Origin of the sequence: Azospirillum cavernae, from assembly GCF_003590795.1 — a bacterium.
GTDB classification, from domain to species: domain Bacteria; phylum Pseudomonadota; class Alphaproteobacteria; order Azospirillales; family Azospirillaceae; genus Azospirillum; species Azospirillum cavernae.
The window spans coordinates 265001-280563 of the sequence record NZ_QYUL01000001.1 but is presented as its reverse complement, the minus strand read 5'-3'; the positions used below and the strand labels follow the sequence as shown (position 1 = coordinate 280563).

The window sequence follows — 15563 nt, the reverse complement described above, 5'->3', positions numbered from 1 at the left end:
ATCAGACGGAACCACCGCGCGCAACCCGGCGCGGCGCTCGATCCCGCCCCCGCGCCGCACGTCTTTTCGATACAGTTCGCACCTGCGAAGTCTCTGCATTGATGCGAATTGATATAGATCAATTTCAAAAATCAGTCATAAAATCCATTAAATTCAATTGGTTGATGCGAATTTTTGCCCGCGTTTAATGTGATACAGAAAATGTTGATTGAACTGAAAATATGCGTCATAAAATCCCCACAAGGCGCCGATGGTCAAACGCGAGCGCCCCCATGAATTCCAGGAGGACACGCCCCCATGGCCAAGGACTACAGCCCCATCGCCAACACGATGGAATTCCCCCCGGCCACCCCGCAGCCCAACGTCTACCCGCTGTCGTGGGAATCCCAGACGAAGAAGCTGGAAGAGGTCTACGCCGCCGCCCAGCGTGAAAACTGGGATCCGCTCAAGCTGTCCTGGGACACCTTCGACGTCACCCGCTACACGTGGGAAGAGCGCGAGGCCATCGCCTATTGGTGGACGATCCTGTCGGTGTTCGACGCCTCGGCCCCGCCGGTCTTCGCCCACGCCCTCATCAAGACCTACGAGGTTCACGAAGAGGATCCCGTCCGCCGCTGCTTCTTCTCCGTCACCCGCGACGAGCAGAATCACGAGCAGATGTGCGGCTTGGCCATCACCAAGCTGCTGGAAGCCTCCAGCCCGCTGACCTACGAGCCGAAGACCGACATTGGCCGTCGCCTGCAAAAGAACGCCCATTGGCTCTATTACAACGGCGGGCGCTATTGGGACGGCTACAAGAAGGCCGTGCCGAAATACTCGCTGGCCGTGCTGTTCAGCTCCTTCCTGATGGGCGAAATCGCGGCGGCGACCATCTTCCACCAGATGGCGGCGGGCTGCACCGAGCCGGTCTTCAAGGAAGCCTTCCGCAACATCGGCCGCGACGAAGGCCGCCACATGGCGATCTGCATGTCGGTGATGGAGCGCGACTATCCCAAGCTGGCGCCGGAGGATCGTTCGGTCATCACCAAGCAGATCCGCGCGGGCTATCTGTTCCTGTCCGCCGTGCTGTTCGAGCCGCCCCCCCAGTTCTGGGATCTGCCCGACGACTTCATCGCCAACCAGCGCGAAGGCGAGGAGATCGCCCGCAAGGCCGGTTTCCTCATCCCGACCTACGAGGCCAAGAAGGACAATTGGCGCAACGCCATGCTGAACCTCAAGGGCGTGCTCGACCGCTACAGCATCCCCTTCCCGGCGATCCCCGAAGTGGACATCACCGGCGAAGAGGTCCGCGACATCGACATGGACGAAATCATCCCTGTGTTCTGATTCGCCCGTGTTCTGAGCTGGTTGTTTTGTTCTCCCCCTCTCCCGCCTGCGGGAGAGGGCTTCTTTCCCTCACCCACACCCAAAGGACCTTGCCGGTGAGCCGCATTCGCCTTCATCCCTCGGGCCGCACGGTGGAGTGCCGCGACGGCGAAACCGTTCTGTCGGCGCTTGAGCAGGCGGGCTACGCCCTGCCCAACAATTGCCGCGCCGGGGCGTGCGGCGAATGCAAGGTCAAGGTGGTCAGCGGCCAGTTCGACCAGGGCATGGTGCTGGACATGGCGCTGTCCCAAGCCGAACGGAAAGACGGCTATGGCCTGATGTGCATGGCCAAGCCGATCTCCGACGAGCTGGTCATCGAATTCGGCACCGCCGACGCCAAGCCCAAGCTGTTTCCGCCGCGCGAAAACGCGCTGTTCGTCGTCACCGACCGCATCGCCCGCACGCCGCGCATCGTCGAATTGCGCCTGCGTCCGCTGGGCCAGCCGCTGCGCTATTGGCCGGGGCAATATGTGATGCTGGGCGACGCGTCGGCGGGCGCCCCGCCGCGCTGCTACTCCATCGCCAACGCCCCGCGACCGGACGGCGAAATCGTCTTGCAAATCACCCGCGTGGACGGCGGCCCAACCAGCAACTGGGCGCACGACGCCCTGACCGTCGGCGCGCAGGTCCGCCTGTCCGGCCCTTACGGCACCTTCATCGGCGACCCGTCGGTGGACAGCCCAGTCTTGTGCATGGCCGCCGGGTCGGGGCTGGCGCCGATTCTGGCGCTGACCGACGCGGCGCTGCGCCGGGGCTACCGCCCGCCGGTGACGCTGCTGTTCTCCGCCGCGACCAAGCTGGACGTCTATGAACAGGGGTTGCTGGCCTATTGGCAGGCGAAATACCGCAATTTCAAGGTTTTGGTGACGCTGACCCGCGAAGCGCCGGATGAGGGGCTGACCGGCCAAAGCCTGACTGGGCGCATTCCGACCATCCTGCCCGGCCTGTTCCCCGACCTGTCGAACCACGCCCTCTTCGTCGCGGGCAGCCCGCCCTTCGTCCATGACTGCGTCACCGCCGCCAAGCTCTTGGGGGCCAAGGACGACCAGATCCACAGCGAAGGCTACGTCTCCCAACAACTCCCGGAAGCGCCGTCACCAGATCGGCTGATGGCGAACGCCCTGGCGTAACGCCACCAAAAGACGACCGTCCAATCCAGACGCCCCGATGAGCCAGCCTCGTCGGGGCGTCTGGCGTTGACGGTCATCGCCAAACACCCCGCCCTCACTGCTTCGCAATATGAACATTCTCTTACTGAAACAATCTTCCTGTAGGAATTTTCATAGATTTCGCTTTGCGCCCCAAGGACACCACCAAGGGATTCAGCTTATTTTCAGACTTTCCAGTCATGCGAGAAATTTTGTCGACTTTTTGAAAAGCACATCTTTGATCGACTCCCCAGAAACAATCACAGTTTGCATTTTTTCCACTTTCCGATGCTGCAAAACCTCCCACAAATCAAAGTGGAATTTCAAAATATCGATGATGTTCAATAGCAATTACTTTACAATAATGACCATATAAGATTTTCCAGAAACTCTGTCTATTTCTTAAATTTAACAATAATTGCGACAATAAATTTTCCTTTCGATCGGAAAATTTCTCAAATCAGTTGTGACATACGTCATATGATAACCTTTTGTTAATATGATTAGCGCAATTGTTTCGTGCGTCCGAACAAAAAGAACAATCAAAGCTGAAAATTCTTCTCTTATCATCAAACTGATGAACAAGACATACGCCTGCATGCGTTTGATGCGGCGATTTTCTGCGTTTGTTGGACAGACAACAATGCTGAAAAGGGAGGTTTGTCGTGGGAAAACTTGAGAACAACCCTAAATCTTTCTATTCCATGTCCGATCTCATTCGATCCGATGATGACTCCATTTCGTCTTTGTGGATGGAGCCGGATGGAAAGTATCAAACGCGCGATTTCCGGCTGAATGATCTGACCAGCGCCGTCGCCACCACCCTGTCCGCCGATTTTCATCGGATTCCAACCGATGATTTCCCGCATTTGTATTATGGCTGGGGCCGCTGCCGCGTTGGCTCCACCGCCATCGCCAATCTGTTTGGCGAGGCTGGCATTCCGTCTTACTACCAGCCGGTCAAGTCATCGATGCGCAACAGCCTGACCGGCGACCCGCAATCCCACTGGACGCCGCCCCTCGCCCACGAGCACCCCAACATCTTCAGCAAGGAGGTCGCCGGCCCCTATCTGATGGCCGAGTGCCTTTACATTCCCCTGCAAATCCTGATCGAAGCGGGCTATCCGGTTGACCGTCTGCACCTCATCATGCTGGACCGCGATCCGGTTTTGTCGCTCGCCTCCTGGCTCAACAAATGGACTGACCGGGTGCCGCGCGACCGGCTGATTCGGCATTTCGTTCTGGCCTCCCTCAACGCGATCCGCGTCGAAGGCTACGCCAAGCGTCATGGCGTGGCGACCACCCACTACATCCACGAAGCCAGCCGCGACCCGGTGCGCGCCGCCGCCGCGCTGTTCCACCATCTCGGCCTGTCCGATCGTTTCTCGGCGGAAGCCGTCACCGATTGGGGCGAGGTTGAAGCCTTCGACAGCGGCAAATCCAGCGTGATCTTCGTCAAGGAACCCGACGTCTATTTCGTCCCCGACCTCCACCGCGCCGAACCGGGCTATCGCTACATCGACCGCAGCCGAGGGGACGTGACCGACGCGGATCTCGATCTGCTGACCCGGATGGGCGTCACGGAACTTTATGAAGCCTGCGCCGTAGCCTGCATGGGGGAGCTTCATCTGTCCCTTGATCTGTCTGAAACGGTTCTCGGCCGACGCATGACCTTCTCCCCCGAAACCTTCGCGCCGGACGCCTTTTACGAAACGCCGCCCACCGAACGGCCCATCCTGGTTTCCTGAAAACCAGCGGCCACCACCCCGCAGCGGTGTTCGGTTGCATCCGTCCGCAACCGGACGCCCGTCACCGATGATTGAAGCGAGAGGACGCCATGCTGAAACGACTGCGCATTTCCCACCGGCTGATGCTGTTCATCCCGGTGCTGTTGATCGCCCTGATGGTGGTCATCGGCTTTGGCCTGAGCGTCCTAAAGGACAGCCTTCTGGAAGACCGCAAGGAGCAATTGCGCCAGACCGTCGGCGTGGTGCGCGGCATGGTGCAGGGCTGGCAGGACAAGGAAGCCGCTGGCCAACTCACCCGCGAACAGGCGCAGCAAGCGGCGCGTGACCAGATCCGCCCGTTGCGCTTTGGCGCTGGTGACTATTTCTTCGCCACGCGCTACGACGGCGTGACGATGGTTCACGTCAACACCGCCTTTGAAGGCAAGAACCGCATCGACTTCAAGACCGCCGACGGCGTGCCGACGGTTCGCTTGCAGATCGAAGCGGCCCAGCGCGGCGGCGATTTCTTCCGCTACCGCTTCCCCCGACCCGGCCAGACCGATCCGGTGGAGAAGATCGCCTACGCGGCGGAGTTCAAGCCTTGGCAATGGTCCATCGGCACCGGCCTGTATCTCGACGACGTGGACGCCATCTACAACCGCATTCTCGAAATCTACCTGGGCATCTCGGCCATCGTCGTTCTGGTCGGCAGCGCCTTGGCCTTCGCGCTGGCCCGCAGCATCAGCCGTCCGGTGTCGATGATGGCCGACCGGATGGGGCGCTTGGCCAACGGCGATCTGACCGTCGAGATCCCCCATCTCGATGACCGCCACGAAATCGGCGTGCTGGCCCGCGCCCTGGAGATCTTCAAGCAGAACCGTCAGCGGGCCGACAGCCTGATCGCCTCGCAAGCCGCCGAACAAACGGCCAAGCAGCGTCGGCAGGAAGCCATCGAACGGTCGCTTGATGAGTTTCGCGACCAAATCGGTCAGATTGTCGCGGCGGTGGTGGCGGCGGCCCAGCAGGTCCGCTCCAACGCGGGCGGCCTGTCGGCGATGGCCCAGCAAAGCCGGGGCATGATCGACGCGGTGAACCACGCCGCCAACGAGACCTCCGGCAATGTCGAAACCATCGCCAGCGCCGCCGAAGAGCTGTCGGCGGCGGTCAGCGAGGTCAATCAACAGGTCGCCAACTCCACCGAAGTCAGCGAGCGCGCGGTCAACGAGGCCGAACGGACCAACGCCACCATGCAGGGGCTGGCCAGCGCGGCCCAGCGGATCGAGGCCATCGTCAAGGTCATTCAGGACATCGCCACCCAGACCAACCTGCTGGCGCTGAACGCCACCATCGAAGCGGCGCGCGCCGGGGAAGCCGGTCGGGGCTTCGCCATCGTGGCGAACGAGGTCAAGGCGCTGGCCAGCCAGACGACCCAGGCGACGGTGGAAATTCAATCCTTCGTCGGCGAAATCCAGGGCGAGACGGACCGCGCGGTGTCGGCGATCTCCACCATCGGCGGCATCGTCGCCAACATGCGGAACATCTCCATCGGCATCGCCTCGGCGATGGAGCAGCAGGGGGCGACGTCTCAGGAAATCGCGCGCAGCATCGGGCGCGCCGCCGACGGCGCCCGCGACGTCTCGACCCACATCAACGGCGTCGCCGGAGCGGCGGAATCCACCAGCCGCGCCGCCGGGGATCTGCATGGCGCGTCGGACGCCCTGCAACATGAGGCGGCGGAACTGAACAGCAAAGTCACCAGCTTTTTCGAGCGGCTGCGCGCGATCTGAGCGGCCACATCCGCCCTGCCCCCTCTGACCGGAAGGCCAACCGATGAGCGACCGTTCCGACCACGACCAATCCATCGCCGCCCCGGCGGCGGCCCCCAAGCGCGATGTCCATTTCTCCGTCGCCATGCATCTGCGCTTCCTGCTGCGGCTGGATCGGACCTTCAGCGTCAAACAGGCGGTGCGGGCCGCCGTGACGCCCGGCGCCCGCGTGCTCGACGCCGGGTGCGGCATGGGCATCCTGTCCTTTCTGGCGCTGGAGGCCGGGGCCGGAGACGTGGTGGCGGTGGACCGCGATCACGTCGATCTGGCCCGCGATTTGGCCCGCGCCAACGGCTTCGCCGACCGCATCCGCTTTCTGGAGGCCGATCTGAGGGAACTCACGCCGTCCGATCTGTCCGGGCGCTTCGACGTGCTGTTCGCCTTCATCTACACCAACCACATCATCGTCGATGAAGCGCGCTCCACCGCCGTCTGCGATCTGCGCCACCGTTTCGGCACGTCCACCTGCGTGACCGTGCCCAATCGGGTCCGCTACCGCGCCATTCCCTGCGATTGGCCGCCGGTTGACGCCTATACCGAACTCGCCGATCTGCGGCGCTCCGTCGGCGATCTGGAAGACCGCTACGCGCTCAATCTCGGGCCGCTGCTCGACGCGATGACGACGGAGGTTTGCTACAACCGCTCCCGTCCGGTGACGTTCGGCGATTACGACTGGTCGCCCGGCTTCACCAACGGCGGCTACCGCCACCGGCGCGGCGGCGGGCGTTTCTTGGGCGATCCAACCCTGGTGACGGAGATCCGTTATGATGGCGGCGAGCGCTTCGCTGGCTTGCCCGACCGCGCGACGCTGGCGGTCGAATCCGCCGGAACCTTGAACGCGGTGATGTGGATCCAAGAATTGTGGTTCAACGATTTCCTGATCTGGTCCACCGAAGTGTTCAGCCCGTTGACGCACGCCATCCCGGTTCGCGGCGGCGACCGCGTGACCGTTCTGTTGGATGACGGGTGGCGCGCGACAAACGCCCTGTCTGTGGCCGATCCACGCTGACCTGAAACAGCAAAAAGCCCGCCGAGCCGATACGCTCTGGCGGGCTTGGATTGAAGGGCTTCGCGGTGGTCGCCCACGACGCGCAGAGCGCGATCAAACCGACATGAAACGCCGCGACGCCAAAGGCTTCGCGGCGTTTCGTCCGATTGGCCCCAACAATTGACCGGGCTGGCGAGGCTTTCGTCGGCCTCACAAAGGACCGCCAGGGCGCGTTGCCGCGCGCCCCGTTCGGTCGATGGCCTTGGCGTAAACCCGCAGCGCGCGCACGAAGTCGATGGCGGACGCCCCCAACGCTTCCCCCTTGCGCGTCAGAATGCCGAAGCCGGTCAGGTTCTTGCCGATCACCATCGGCAGGCGACACAACAGACCGGCGCGCAAATGGTCGCGCACCACCGATTCCGGCAACACCGACACCGCGTCGCTGGTTTGCAGCAGTTGCAGCGTGGCGAAGATCGAACTGGCCTCGACCAAATTGGTCGGCGTGGACATGCGGGCTTGCGCGAACTCCTGCTCCAGCAATTGACGGGCGGGGCTGGTCAACGGCTGCATCACCCAGGGCAGATCCGCAAGATCGCCCAACGCCAAACCCTCCCGCCCAATCAGCGGATGCGCCGCCCGCGCGACGACATAGAGCGTTTCGTTGGCCAGCGGTTCAAAATCGAATTCATTGTGCTGAAGCGGTCCACTGAAACGCCCAACCGCTAGGTCCAGCTTGCGCGCGGCCAGCAAATCGAGGATCTCGTCGCTGGTTTCGCCAAGCAGCCGGACGACCAACAGCGGACGGTCCGCCTTCAGATCGGCAACCGCGCGGGCGACGACGTCCGGCGCCGCGCCCATGATCGCCCCCACCACCAATTGCCCGTAACCGCCCCGCCGCTTGCCCTCCAAATCCTGGGCGAAGCGGTCGAAATCCGCCAGCAGCCGCGCCGCGAAACGCACCACCTCCTGCCCCAATTCGGTCGGCTGCATGCCGCGCGGCAGCCGCTCGAACAGCGGAAAGCCAAAAACCAACTCGACATCGTGCAGCATCTTGGTCGCCGTCGGCTGGGTCACATGCACCGCTTCGGCGGCGCGGTGCAGGTTGCGCTGCTGGCCCAGCGCCGCGATCAGCGCCAGTTGCTTCAACCGCAGTCGGTTCATCAAGGTGGGCAGCAGGGGGGTGGCGGACATGCTGACTCCGATAGAAAAACTCGATCAATGCCATCCAAGTTTCGATTGGATCGCTATCGCAGAGCTTTTTACACTGCGGACAATCAGTTCACCAAGCATAAGGAGCCATCATGAAGCTGTTGCGCGTCGGTCCGCCCGGCCAGGAGAAACCCGCGCTGCTCGACCGGAACGGGATCCTGCGCGATCTGTCCGGGCATGCGGCGGACATCGCCGGAGCGACGCTGCTGCCCGACTCCCTGGACCGTTTGCGCCGCCTCGATCCCTCGACTCTCCCGGAACTGCCCGCCACGACGCGCGTCGGCGCCTGCGTCGGCGCCGTCGGCAAGATCGTCTGCGTCGGCTTGAATTACTCCGACCACGCGGCGGAATCCGGCATGGCCGTGCCGTCGGAGCCGGTGCTGTTCATGAAGCCGACCAGCGCGATCTGCGGCCCCTTCGACGACGTGGAGATCCCGCGCGGGGCCGAGAAGACCGACTGGGAGGTTGAACTCGGCATCGTCATCGGCAAGACCGCCAAATATGTCACCGAAGCGCAGGCGCTGGAGCATGTCGCCGGTTACTGCGTCGTCAACGACGTGTCGGAGCGCGCTTTCCAACTGGAACGTGGCGGCCAGTGGGACAAGGGCAAGGGGCACGACACCTTCGCCCCCATCGGCCCCTGGCTGGTCACGTCCGACGAGGTGGAGGATCCCCAGGCGCTCGACATGTGGCTGGAGGTTGACGGCACGCGCTACCAGAACGGATCGACGCGAACGATGATCTTCGGCGTCGCCCATCTGGTGTCCTACATCAGCCAGTTCATGAGCCTGCAACCGGGCGACATCATTTCCACCGGCACCCCGCCCGGCGTCGGGTTTGGCCAGAAGCCGCCGCTCTACCTGTGTCCTGGCCAAACCATGCGGCTCGCCATCGCCGGGCTGGGCGAACAGACACAGCGCACCGTCGCCGCCTGACCGGCCCCAGCCTCTCGCCCCGTCCATTCGCCCGTCTCGCCCCGACCGGATCATCGTCCGGTCGGAACGGGGGAGGCATGCCGAACGACGGCGCCAAGAACCATCGATAGGGAGACTCAGCATCATGAACCGTCTCGACCTGAACGGACGCATCGCCATCATCACAGGCGGCGCGCGCGGCATCGGCTTCGCCACCGCCGAGCGCATGCTGGCGTCCGGCGCCGCCGTGGCGCTGTGGGACGTCGATTCCGCCGCGCTGGACAGCGCCTTCAACCGCCTGTCGGGCCAGGGCGAGGTCTCCGCCGCCGTGGTCGAACTGACCGACGCCGATTCCGTCGCGGCGGGCGTCACGGCGACGTTGAATCGCTTCGGCAAGATCGACGTTCTGGTGAACAACGCTGGCGTCACCGGCGGAAACGCTCCCACCTGGGAACTGGCCCCCGACGTCTGGCGCCGGGTGATCGACGTCAACCTCGTCGGCCCTTACCTGACCTGCCGCGCCGTGGCTCCGCACATGATCGCGCGCGGCTATGGCCGCATCGTCAACGTCGCCTCCATCGCCGGAAAGGAGGGCAACCCGACCGCTTCCCACTACAGCGCGTCGAAGGCTGGCCTGATCGCGCTGACCAAATCGCTGGGCAAGGAATTGGCGACCAAGGGGGTTCTGGTCAACTGCCTGACCCCCGCCGCCGCCAAGACGGACATCTTCGCGCAGATGAAGCCAGAGCACATCGAGTACATGCTGTCGAAAATCCCGATGAACCGCTTCGTCGAGGTTGGCGAGGTCGCGGCGATGATCGGCTGGCTGGCGACCGAGGATTGCTCCTTCACGACCGGCGGCGTCTTCGACATTTCGGGCGGCCGCGCCGTCTATTGACGGGCCGGGCGCGCGCATCAGGGCATCGACCAACAAAAACAGCCCGCAACCTGTGAGGAAACGTACCATGGCCACCTCCACCGCGTCTCCACCACGCCCGGCGTCCATCGGCCAATCGTCGCTTGGGTCGTCGCCGGTCACGCTCGCCGCCACCGTCGCCAAGGTTCAGGCCCGGCTGCTGCCCTTCCTGCTGCTGATGTATGTGCTGGCCTTCCTCGACCGCGCCAACATCGGTTTCGCCAAGAAGGCGTTCCAGCTCGACACCGGCATCGGCGACGCGGCCTTCGCGCTCGGCGCCGGCATCTTCTTCATCGGCTACGCGCTGTTCGAAGTGCCAAGCAACCTCATCATGCATCGGGTCGGCGCCCGCATCTGGATGTGCCGCATCATGGTGACGTGGGGCGTCATCTCCGCCGGCATGGCCTTCGCCCATGATGAGACGACCTTCTATGGTCTGCGATTCCTGCTGGGCGTCGCCGAGGCCGGGTTCTTTCCCGGCGTCATCCTGTACATGACCTACTGGTTCCCGTCTCAGGCGCGGGCGCGGGTGATGGGGATGTTCTATTTCGGCGCCCCCATCGCCTTCATCCTGGGCAGCCCGCTGTCCGGCCTGTTGCTTGATCTGCATGGGGCCGGTGGTCTGCTCGGTTGGCAATGGATGTTCCTGGTCGAAGGGCTGCTGGCCTCGGCGGTCGGCGTCTGGGCCTATTGGTATCTGAACAACCGCCCGACCGACGCCACTTGGCTGTCCACCGAGGAAAAGAGCGTGCTGGCCGCCGCCGTCGACGCCGAAGAGGCGCACAAGCACGCCCATGGCCCGAAGAGCGTTCTGGCCGCCCTGGCCAACCCCCGCCTGCTCTATCTTTGCGCCATATATTTCCTGATCCAGATGAGCGTTTACGGCGTCGTCTTTTACCTGCCGACGCAGGTCGCCGGTCTGTTGGGCAAGAAGGTCGGGTTTGAGGTCGGGCTGGTCACGGCCATTCCCTGGATCTGCGCGCTGGCCGCCGCCTATCTGATCCCACGCCATTCCGACCGCACCGGCGAGCGTCGCGTGCTGGCCGCGCTGACCCTGTCAGCCGCCGGGTTGGGCATCGCCGTGTCCGCCGGGGCCGGGTCGCCGCTGTTGGCGCTGCTGGCGCTGTGCGTGGCGGCGGCGGGCTTCATCGCCGTGCAGCCGCTGTTTTGGACCTTCCCCACGGGTTATCTCGGCGGCGTCGCGGCGGCGGGCGGCATCGCCATGGTCAATTCGCTGGGCGCGCTCGGCGGCTTCGTCGCCCCCAACGTCAAGACCTGGGCGGAGGGATTCTTCGCCTCCACCGCCGCCGGTCTCTATCTGCTGGCCGCAACCACGCTGCTCGGCGCCCTGCTGATCCTCGGCCTGAAGGCGCTGGGTTTGGTCGAGACCCAGCGTTCCGACGGGCTGGCGCCCGGCGTCGGCCTCCCGCAACATCAATCCTAACCGGAACCAAACCCATGAGCGCTTCCACCACCCCCATCATCCGGCAGGTCCGCGCCTTCACCGTGCGCGGCGGCGGCGCCGACTACCATGACCAAGCTGGCGGCCACTGGATCGACGACCACATCGCCACCCCGATGAGCAAATACCCGGAGTACCGGCAGAGCCGCCAGACCTTCGGCCTGAACGTGCTGGGCACGCTGGTGGTCGAGATCGAGGCGTCCGACGGCTCCATCGGCTTCGCCGTGACCACCGGCGGCGACATCGGCGCCTGGATCGTCGAAAAGCATCTCGCCCGCTTCATTGAGGGTCAGCGCGTCACCGACATCGAAAAGATGTGGGACCAGATGTTCAACGGCTCGCTGTTCTACGGTCGCAAGGGCATCGTGCTGAACGCGATCTCAGGCGTCGATCTGGCGCTGTGGGATCTGCTGGGCAAGGTGCGGGGCGAGCCGGTCTTCCACCTGCTGGGCGGACCGGTGCGCGACGAATTGCAGTTCTACGCCACCGGCGCGCGGCCCGATCTGGCCAAGCAGATGGGCTTCATCGGCGGCAAGCTGCCGCTGCGCCACGCCCCGGCGGAAGGCGAGGAGGGCTTGCGTAAGAATCTCGCCCTGCTGGCCGACATGCGCGAGCGGGTCGGCCCGGATTTCTGGCTGATGTATGATTGCTGGATGAGCCTCGACGTGAACTACGCCACGCGTCTGGCGCTGGGCGCGCAGGAGCTGGGGCTGAAATGGATCGAAGAGGCGCTGCCGCCCGATGATTATTGGGGCTACGCCGAGCTGCGCCGCAATGTTCCCAAGGGCATGCTCGTCACCACCGGCGAGCATGAGGCGACCCGCTGGGGCTTCCGCATGCTGCTGGACATGGGCTGCTGCGACATTCTGCAACCCGATGTCGGTTGGTGCGGCGGGATCACCGAGTTGGTTAAGATCTCAGCCCTGGCCGACGCCCACAACGCGCTGGTCGTGCCCCATGGGTCGAGCGTCTACAGCTATCATTTCGTCGTCACCCGTCACAACAGCCCCTTCGCCGAGTTCCTGATGATGGCGCCAAAGGCGGATGAGGTGGTTCCGATGTTCAACCCGCTGCTGCTGGACGAGCCGGTGCCCGTGAACGGACGCCTGAAAGTGCCAGACCGTCCGGGCTTCGGCGTGCGGCTGAACCCCGACTGCGCCCTGTCGCGTCCGCACACGCACTGACCGATCAATCACGGGGCTGTGGGGACAATGGTTTCCTCAGCCCCAAATGCATGGGGCGCACGCAGGCTTTCACGCAAAGAGCGGGGGACATTCTCGGCGCCACGGACTGTGAGCGCGTGAACAGCAAAAAGCCCGCTCTCCTTTAGGGAGGCTGGCTTTTGAGATTTGGTTGCGGGGGCAGGATTTGAACCTGCGGCCTTCAGGTTATGAGCCTGACGAGCTACCGGGCTGCTCCACCCCGCGAGTGTCTTTTGTGCGTGGCGTGCTGTGTGGAGATGGAGTTGTGAGATGAAGGCGCGTGTTTTGTTGGACGGTGTTGATGTCTCTTGTGCCTGAGCGACCTGGCGGCGACCTACTCTCCCACGCCTTAAGACGCAGTACCATCGGCGCAGAGGCTTTTCACGGCCGAGTTCGGGATGGGATCGGGTGTTTGGCGCCTCGCCATGACCACCAGGTCACTCAGGCACAAGACCGACAACCAACTGCTGCTTTTTCTGTTTCCAGAGAGGGCAGCCGAACCAACAATGTTTCGCGCTGTTTTGTGTGCAAGTGATCGGAGGATGTTTGTATCTGAACCGGCGGATTGTGTCAAGTCATTGTTTTGACTGACGTTGGCTGTGCGTTGAACAGGCTTGCCGCTGCGCGCGGCGCGTCTCGTTGTGTGAGATCAAGCCGATCGAGCGATTAGTAAGGCTTAGCTTCAGGCATTGCTGCCCTTCCACACGCCTCCTATCGACGTGATGGTCTATCACGGCTCTCAAGGGAGCTCTTGTTTAGAGGTGGGTTTCCCGCTTAGATGCTTTCAGCGGTTATCCCGTCCATACTTAGCTACCCGGCCATGCCACTGGCGTGACAACCGGTGCACCAGAGGTATGTCCATCCCGGTCCTCTCGTACTAGGGACAGATCCTCGCAAAACTCCTACACCCACGGCAGATAGGGACCGAACTGTCTCACGACGTTCTAAACCCAGCTCACGTACCACTTTAATCGGCGAACAGCCGAACCCTTGGGACCTGCTCCAGCCCCAGGATGTGATGAGCCGACATCGAGGTGCCAAACGACTCCGTCGATATGGACTCTTGGGAGTCATCAGCCTGTTATCCCCGGCGTACCTTTTATCCGTTGAGCGATGGCCCGTCCACATGGAACCACCGGATCACTATGGCCGACTTTCGTCTCTGCTCGACTTGTCAGTCTTGCAGTCAGGCGGGCTTATGCCATTGCACTCGACGAGCGATTTCCGACCGCTCTGAGCCCACCATCGCGCGCCTCCGTTACACTTTGGGAGGCGACCGCCCCAGTCAAACTACCCGCCATGCAGGGTCCCGGCCCCGGATGACGGAGCGCGGTTAGATGCCAGAGATCTCAAGGGTGGTATTTCAAGGTTGGCTCCACACGAGCTGGCGCCCATGTTTCCAAGCCTCCCACCTATCCTACACATGAGATCCCTAGCACCACTGCAAAGCTGTAGTAAAGGTGCACGGGGTCTTTCCGTCTGACCGCGGGAACTCCGCATCTTCACGGAGAGTTCAATTTCGCTGAGTTGGTGTTGGAGACAGCGGGGAAGTCGTTACGCCATTCGTGCAGGTCGGAACTTACCCGACAAGGAATTTCGCTACCTTAGGACCGTTATAGTTACGGCCGCCGTTTACCGGGGCTTCAATTCAGAGCTTGCACCCCTCCTCTTAACCTTCCGGCACCGGGCAGGCGTCAGACCCTATACGTCGCCTTGTGTGGCTTCGCAGAGCCCTGTGTTTTTAGTAAACAGTCGCTACCCCCTGGTCTGTGCCCCCCGCCCACGCTTGCGCATGAACGGGGCCCTCTTCTTCCGAAGTTACGAGGGCAATTTGCCGAGTTCCTTCAACACCATTCTCTCAAGCGCCTGGGTATACTCTACCTGTCCACCTGTGTCGGTTTGGGGTACGGTCTAACGCGGGGGCTATTTCCTGGAACGGGTCCACAGCAGGCTCAATCCGATAAGAGCCTACACGCTTTCCCATCCGTCACCACCCGCTGGCCCACGATTATTAACGTGGTTCCCATCGACTACGCCTTTCGGCCTCGCCTTAGGGGCCGGCTCACCCTGCGTGGATTAACCTTGCGCAGGAACCCTTGGACTTTCGGCGAGAGTGTTTCTCACACTCTTTGTCGCTACTCATGTCAGCATTCTCACTTCCGATACCTCCAGGCGGCCTCACGGCAGCCCTTCGCAGGCTTACGGAACGCTCCGCTACCACGTGATCAAAGATCACATCCGCAGCTTCGGTACACGGCTTGAGCCCCGATACATTTTCGGCGCAGGCCGGCTTAACTAGACCAGTGAGCTATTACGCTTTCTTTAAAGGATGGCTGCTTCTAAGCCAACCTCCTGGTTGTCATGGCCTTCCCACATCCTTTCCCACTTAGCCGTGATTTGGGGACCTTAGCTGGCGGTCTGGGCTGTTTCCCTCTCGACGATGGACCTTAGCACCCACCGTCTGTCTGCCGGACTCTGCTCTGCGGTATTCGGAGTTTGGTTAGGTTTGGTAAGACTCGCGTCCCCCTAGCCCATCCAGTGCTCTACCCCCGCAGGCAATATCCGACGCGCTACCTAAATAGCTTTCGCGGAGAACCAGCTATTTCCTGATTTGATTGGCCTTTCACCCCTAGCCACAGGTCATCTCCGACTTTTTCAACAGGCGTGAGTTCGGTCCTCCAGTGCGTGTTACCGCACCTTCAACCTGCCCATGGCTAGATCATCAGGTTTCGGGTCTAAAGCATGCAACTCGGTCGCCCTATTCAGACTCGCTTTCGCTGCGCCTCCACCTATCGGCTTAAGCTTG

General features: G+C 62.5%; 10 protein-coding genes, 1 tRNA gene and 2 rRNA genes (1 of these 13 cut by a window edge). 9 read left to right on the top strand and 4 right to left on the bottom strand.

The window, feature by feature from the left end; all coding sequences use genetic code 11:
• Positions 1-297 precede the first annotated feature (297 nt).
• The 5 genes from D3877_RS01325 to D3877_RS01305 all read left to right on the top strand — a co-directional run bounded on the left by D3877_RS01325 (position 298) and on the right by D3877_RS01305 (position 7075).
• Positions 298-1326 carry a diiron oxygenase gene (locus tag D3877_RS01325; RefSeq protein WP_119828995.1) on the top strand — a complete coding sequence of 343 codons (1029 nt, stop codon included), beginning with the start codon at positions 298-300 and terminating at the stop codon, positions 1324-1326.
• 95 nt (positions 1327-1421) lie between these two features.
• Complete coding sequence (locus tag D3877_RS01320; RefSeq protein ID WP_119828994.1) at positions 1422-2495, top strand: 2Fe-2S iron-sulfur cluster-binding protein; 1074 nt, start codon at positions 1422-1424, stop codon at positions 2493-2495.
• Between the two features lie 722 nt (positions 2496-3217).
• Positions 3218-4261, top strand: a complete 1044-nt coding sequence (locus tag D3877_RS01315) for a sulfotransferase family protein (protein WP_119828993.1) — start codon at positions 3218-3220, stop codon at positions 4259-4261.
• Positions 4262-4350: 89 nt separating this feature from the next.
• Positions 4351-6027, top strand: coding sequence for a methyl-accepting chemotaxis protein (locus tag D3877_RS01310; RefSeq protein ID WP_119828992.1), 1677 nt, complete (start codon positions 4351-4353; stop codon positions 6025-6027).
• A gap of 43 nt (positions 6028-6070) precedes the next feature.
• Positions 6071-7075: a methyltransferase domain-containing protein gene (locus D3877_RS01305; protein WP_119828991.1), complete on the top strand. Its 1005-nt coding sequence runs from the start codon at positions 6071-6073 to the stop codon at positions 7073-7075.
• 189 nt (positions 7076-7264) lie between these two features.
• Here D3877_RS01305 and D3877_RS01300 read toward each other — a convergent pair whose 3' ends face one another.
• Positions 7265-8245, bottom strand: a complete 981-nt coding sequence (locus D3877_RS01300) for a LysR family transcriptional regulator (RefSeq protein ID WP_119828990.1) — start codon at positions 8243-8245, stop codon at positions 7265-7267.
• A 110-nt stretch (positions 8246-8355) separates the two neighbouring features.
• Between D3877_RS01300 and D3877_RS01295 the strand changes: the two genes are divergently transcribed.
• The 4 genes from D3877_RS01295 to rhmD all read left to right on the top strand — a co-directional run bounded on the left by D3877_RS01295 (position 8356) and on the right by rhmD (position 12739).
• The gene (locus D3877_RS01295) at positions 8356-9198 is read left to right on the top strand and encodes a fumarylacetoacetate hydrolase family protein (protein WP_119828989.1); all 843 of its coding nucleotides are present in this window, start codon (positions 8356-8358) and stop codon (positions 9196-9198) included.
• Positions 9199-9322: 124 nt separating this feature from the next.
• Positions 9323-10075 (top strand): SDR family NAD(P)-dependent oxidoreductase, encoded by a 753-nt coding sequence (locus D3877_RS01290; RefSeq protein WP_119828988.1) that lies wholly within the window; start codon positions 9323-9325, stop codon positions 10073-10075.
• Positions 10076-10142: 67 nt separating this feature from the next.
• Positions 10143-11537, top strand: coding sequence for an MFS transporter (locus tag D3877_RS01285; RefSeq protein ID WP_119828987.1), 1395 nt, complete (start codon positions 10143-10145; stop codon positions 11535-11537).
• Between the two features lie 14 nt (positions 11538-11551).
• On the top strand, positions 11552-12739 hold the full coding sequence (gene rhmD / locus D3877_RS01280) for an L-rhamnonate dehydratase (RefSeq protein ID WP_119828986.1): 1188 nt from the start codon (positions 11552-11554) through the stop codon (positions 12737-12739).
• Between the two features lie 166 nt (positions 12740-12905).
• On the opposite strand, the gene D3877_RS01275 is transcribed toward rhmD, so the two are convergent.
• From D3877_RS01275 to D3877_RS01265, 3 genes are all read right to left on the bottom strand, one after another.
• Positions 12906-12982 (bottom strand) — tRNA-Met (locus D3877_RS01275).
• A 96-nt stretch (positions 12983-13078) separates the two neighbouring features.
• Positions 13079-13194: ribosomal RNA gene (gene rrf / locus D3877_RS01270) — 5S ribosomal RNA — on the bottom strand.
• A gap of 208 nt (positions 13195-13402) precedes the next feature.
• A 23S ribosomal RNA gene (locus D3877_RS01265) occupies positions 13403-15563 on the bottom strand; it runs 583 nt beyond the window's last position.